This is a genomic window from Rhodoplanes elegans (genome assembly GCF_016653355.1).
Classification (GTDB): domain Bacteria; phylum Pseudomonadota; class Alphaproteobacteria; order Rhizobiales; family Xanthobacteraceae; genus Rhodoplanes; species Rhodoplanes elegans.
Genome location: NZ_NHSK01000292.1, coordinates 1 through 4,457, shown reverse-complemented (window position 1 = coordinate 4,457; position 4,457 = coordinate 1). Strand labels below are relative to the sequence as shown.

General features: G+C 71.6%; 3 protein-coding genes. 1 reads left to right on the top strand and 2 read right to left on the bottom strand.

Going from position 1 to position 4,457, the window contains the following annotated elements; translation table 11 throughout:
• Positions 1-2,658: beta strand repeat-containing protein (locus tag CCR97_RS29315; protein ID WP_420826110.1), on the bottom strand; the 2,658-nt coding region annotated here is incomplete at its 3' end.
• A gap of 579 nt (positions 2,659-3,237) precedes the next feature.
• Positions 3,238-3,603 (bottom strand): hypothetical protein, encoded by a 366-nt coding sequence (locus tag CCR97_RS29310; protein ID WP_201160154.1) that lies wholly within the window; start codon positions 3,601-3,603, stop codon positions 3,238-3,240.
• A 258-nt stretch (positions 3,604-3,861) separates the two neighbouring features.
• Between CCR97_RS29310 and CCR97_RS29305 the strand changes: the two genes are divergently transcribed.
• The coding region (locus CCR97_RS29305; protein WP_201160153.1) for a hypothetical protein at positions 3,862-4,457 on the top strand (596 nt) is incomplete at its 3' end.

Below are 4,457 nucleotides of genomic sequence, written 5' to 3'. Positions count from 1 at the left end.
CCCGACCCGCCCGGAGGCGGCGCGGAGGCGATCGACGGCGGCGTTGCGCACGAAGCGGCTGTCCTCGACCATCGCGCCCGTGATGCTCGAATGGATCTCGCCGGAGATCTGGTCGAAGGCGGCGCGGGCCGCGGCGTCGGTGGCGACGCTGCCGACCGCCGAGCGCAGTCTTTGGCCGGTCGTCAGGTTCTGCAGCGCGCCGGCGACGGCGATCTGGTTCGGCGTCGTCGCGGCGCTGGTGAAGGCGCGGGTCTGCACGGCGGCGACATAGACGCTGGTCGGGTCGTAGCCGACGGTCCAGGTGTAGAAGGCGGAGGCCGCCGTGTCGCCGGTCAGGAGATACGTGCCGGTCACGCCGCCCGCCGCGGTCAGGATCGTGTAGCGGGTGTCGACCGAATAGTTGCCGGCGCCGTACTTGGCGAGGCGCAGGATGGCGCCGCTGTCCAGCGTCGCCGTGCCGGTGACGGCGATCAGGTCCGACGTGGTGCTGCCCGGCACCAGCTCGGCGAGATAGGTCGAGCCCGCCGCCTGCTGATAGTTGCCCGTGACGGTCAGGGTGCCGGGGCTGTTGCCCGGCGACACCGTGGCGCCGGTCCGGGCGTCGACGCCGCCCACCTTGCCGGAGCCGGTGAGGACCGCGCCGCTGTCGACCGTGGTCACGGCATTGATCGCGCCGGCCACGTTCAGGATCCCGCCCGCCACCTCCAGGGTGCCGCTGAAGCCCGACGAGTCGCCGGTGAGCGTCGTGGTCCCGGACAGCGCCCTGATGGTCCCGGTGCCGCTGATCGACGGCGCGAAGATGTAGTTGGATGAGGTGTGGTTGAAGACGAGCTGGCCCGTGCCGCTGCCGAACACGACGCCGCCGGCCGCCGTCACGGTGCCGGGGGCTGCGGCGGCTTGGCCCTGCTCGGAACCGATTAGCAGCTTGCCGGTCGAGCCCGCCGCATAGGCGATGCGGAGCTCGTTCGCGACGCTGAGCGCAGCGCCGTCCTGGACCACGATCGTTCCGTTGCCGTAGGAGCCCGCATAGGCGTTGCCCGTGTAGGTGCCGTTCGGGATCGTGGTCAGGCTCGATCCGGCTCCGGTCAGGAGGAGTCGGCCGGTTCGCCCGGCGTCGACGCCGGTGCCGAGGATCGTCGCCGTCGCGGTGGCGCCGTCCGAGATCGTCAGCGTGCCGTCGCCGGCCGTGCCGTTGCCGTTGCCGCCGACATAGATCACGAGGTGCCCGTCCATGACGGTGCCGCGGCCCGTCACGGTCAGCGACGCGGCCCCGGCCCCGGGGGCGCCCTGGACGTAGACGCCGTCCGCCTCGAGCCGGGCGCCGTTCGCGACGGTCACGCTGGCGTCGCTGATGCTGAGCCAGCCGTCCGCCTGGGGGAAGTCGCTCGGCGTTCCTGGATTGCGGGTTCCGACGAGGAGCTGCGATCCGGCGCCCGTCACCGTCACGGAGCTGCCGCCGTACAGATACAGGCCGTACCCGGTCGCGAACGTGCCGCCGCCCTGGACCGCGATCGTGCCGGGCGTTCCGGCCGCGGTGTTGCCGACGGACGCGCCCTCGGTGGTGGTGAATCGGCTCCCCGCGCCCGAGACGGTGATGTCGGCCCGGCCGCCGGTGCCTTCCGCGGCGCTCAGGGTCTTCGCCGTGACGGTGGCGCCGTCCGTGACGGCGAGGCTGCCGGTGCCGTTGTAGCCGAGCGAGAGGGCGTCGAAGGTCGCCGACGAGCCGGCGCCCGTCACCGTGACGGTGCCGCGGCCCTGGTAGCCGACGGTCGCCACGCCGGTCGACGTCAGGCTGCCGCCGCTCTCGATCCGCAGCGTCCCGACCGCGCCGGTGTTCCGGCCGATGTCCATCCCGACGGTGCTGAACGTGCCGCCGTTCGCCACGGTCAGCGACCCCGTGCCCGACAGGCCGAGATACAGGAGGCCGTTGCTGGTCCACTGCGAGCCGGCGCCCGTGATGGTCGCCGTGCCGGTGGTGTTCGCCTGGTTGCCGACATGGCTCGCGCCGCTGGTCGTCAGCGTGGCGCCGCTCTCGATCTGCAGCGTGCCGGAGGCGCCGGAATACATGCCGATCTGGAACGCACCGAAGCTCGCCGTCGCGCGATTCGACAGCGTCATGCTGCCGGTGCCTTCGTAGCCGACCGACACCGAGCCGTTGGTGATCCAGGTCGAAGCGTCGACCGTGACGGTTCCGGAGCCGGTCGCGAGGCGGCCCAGATGAAGCGCGCTGCTGGTGACCATGGCGCCGCCGGACACGTCGATCCGGCCGGTGCCCTCGACCCCGACCAGAATGCCGCTGCTGGCGGTCCAGGTCGACCCCGTGCCCGTGACCGTGACGGTCGCGGTCGCGCCCACGGCTTTGCCGATATTGTCCCACCCGGCCGTGATCAGGCCGCCGGCATTCACGATGGCGAGCGAGGCGTTGGTCGCCGTGGTGCCGAGCTGCACCGTATCGACGCTCGCGGGCTGGCCCGCGATGGTCGCCGTCACGGCGCCGTTCACGACCGCCGTGTCGGAGGTCGACGGCGTCTGGCCGCCGCTCCAGTTGGTGCCCGAAAACCAGTCGGTGCCCGGGCCGGTCCAGGTCACGTCGGCGGCGACGACGGGCGACACGAGCGCCGTGGTCGCGAACAGCACCGACAGGACCGGGACGCTCACAGGGATGGTCTTGGAGAATCCTTTTCGGGTGGAGGAGCCTTTTCGGGGCGCCGAGCCCGTCGTCCGCCACACCGGGGCCGCCGACCCCATGTCGCGCCGCGACCGAGAAAGCTCCGTCATCGAACGTCCCCTGCACTGCAAAGCCGAATCGACCGCCGTTCAGGCAGGGACGCGGTCCCTGGCTGTCGCCGTGAGCCGATCGCGGGAGATGACCGCCGTTCGCCGCGCGACGTCCGGTCGGTCCGTGTTTTCATGGTCGCGCCGGGAGACCCCGTCCGGCGCACAGCGTGGGTACTCGCGGTCGTGGATCGAATGGGCTAGCGAATCCCACCGCCCAACCAGGGTAACAATGTATTAACCAGTTGAGGGATTGTTTCCCAATTTGTCAACGCGTCGGCCGCTTCGCTCGCCGGGTCTGTGAACATCGTCCCGGTGGGTGTGGCTTCGCAGATACATCGCGCCCGACGGGCTGGCGCGAACGGCCCCCGGTCGCCCCCGACAGCGAACGTCCCGGCACGCGGGACGCGCCGGGACGTTCAAGTCAGCGAAGCGTGGAGCCAGGCGCGTCGAGAGACGCGGTCAGCCGCGTGGGGCGTCGTCGCGGCCGCGGCCGCGGCCGCGCAGCAGGGTGCGGCGCCAGCGCTGGCGCAGCGCGAAGCGGCAGCGCTCGCCGTCCTCGGCCGTGAACTGGGCGGCGCGGTCGAGCCCGCGCAGCGCCTCGACGATCTCCTCGACCGGCACAGGCCGCACCGGGCCGGCGCCCTCGGGCGCCTCGGCGGCGTCGGACGCCCAGGCGATCAGGATCGCCCGCTTCTCGGCGAGGCTCAGATCCGGGTCCTCGACCACGGCCTCCGGATGGACGAAGGCGTGGGCCGGATGCAGCATGGCGTCGAAGGCGAAATCGGAGGCGGCGCGGCGCAGCGGCGCCGACGGGATGGTTCGCATCGCGCGGTCTCCCAAGACCTCGTCCGGATCGGGATCCGGTGACACTGTTCGCGCGCCCCCCGGGAGGGGCACGGGATCACATGAAACGACTTGTGAAAGCGGGGCTCTGCACGCGAGCCCATCGTGACGCCGATTTAGAACCCTTCACGCCAGAGTCAATCGTTATTCTACATCAAGCCGACCGTATCGGTGGTCAAAGTTAGTTGCGCTCGGTTTGCATCGGCGTATACTTTGCGACGCAAAGCCGCGGGAGGGGCCATGGCCGAGCTCGAAACCGACCTGGAGAAGGCGCTCGCCGACATCGACGCCATCAAGGCGCAGCTCGCCCGCGGCAGCGAGTTCCGCGGCTGGGGGCCGGCGACCGTCGCGCTCACCGGGCTGATGGCCGGGGCAGCCGCGGCCGCCCAGGCGGCCTTCATGCCCGACCCGGTCGACGTCACCAACTGGCTGGCCATCTGGGTGCTCACCGCGGTGCTCGGCATCGCGCTGGTCGTCGCCGAGGCCACGACTCGCTCGCGCCGCCTCCATTCGCATCTCGCCGACGAGATGATCCACGCCGCCGCCGTGCAGTTCGTGCCGGCCGCCGCGGTCGGCGCGCTGCTGCCGGTGGTGATCCTCAACGTCGCGCCGGACGCGGTGTGGATGCTGCCCGGCCTGTGGCAGCTCGTCTTCGGCCTCGGCATCTTCGCGGCGAGCCGGGCGCTGCCGCAGGCGATGGCCGTGGCCGGCGCTTGGTATCTCGCCTGCGGCCTGGTCGTGCTCGCCGTCGCCGCGGGCGACCGCTCGCTGTCGCCCTGGGCGATGGGGCTGCCGTTCGGCATCGGCCAGCTCCTGTTCGCCGCCATCCTGCATCG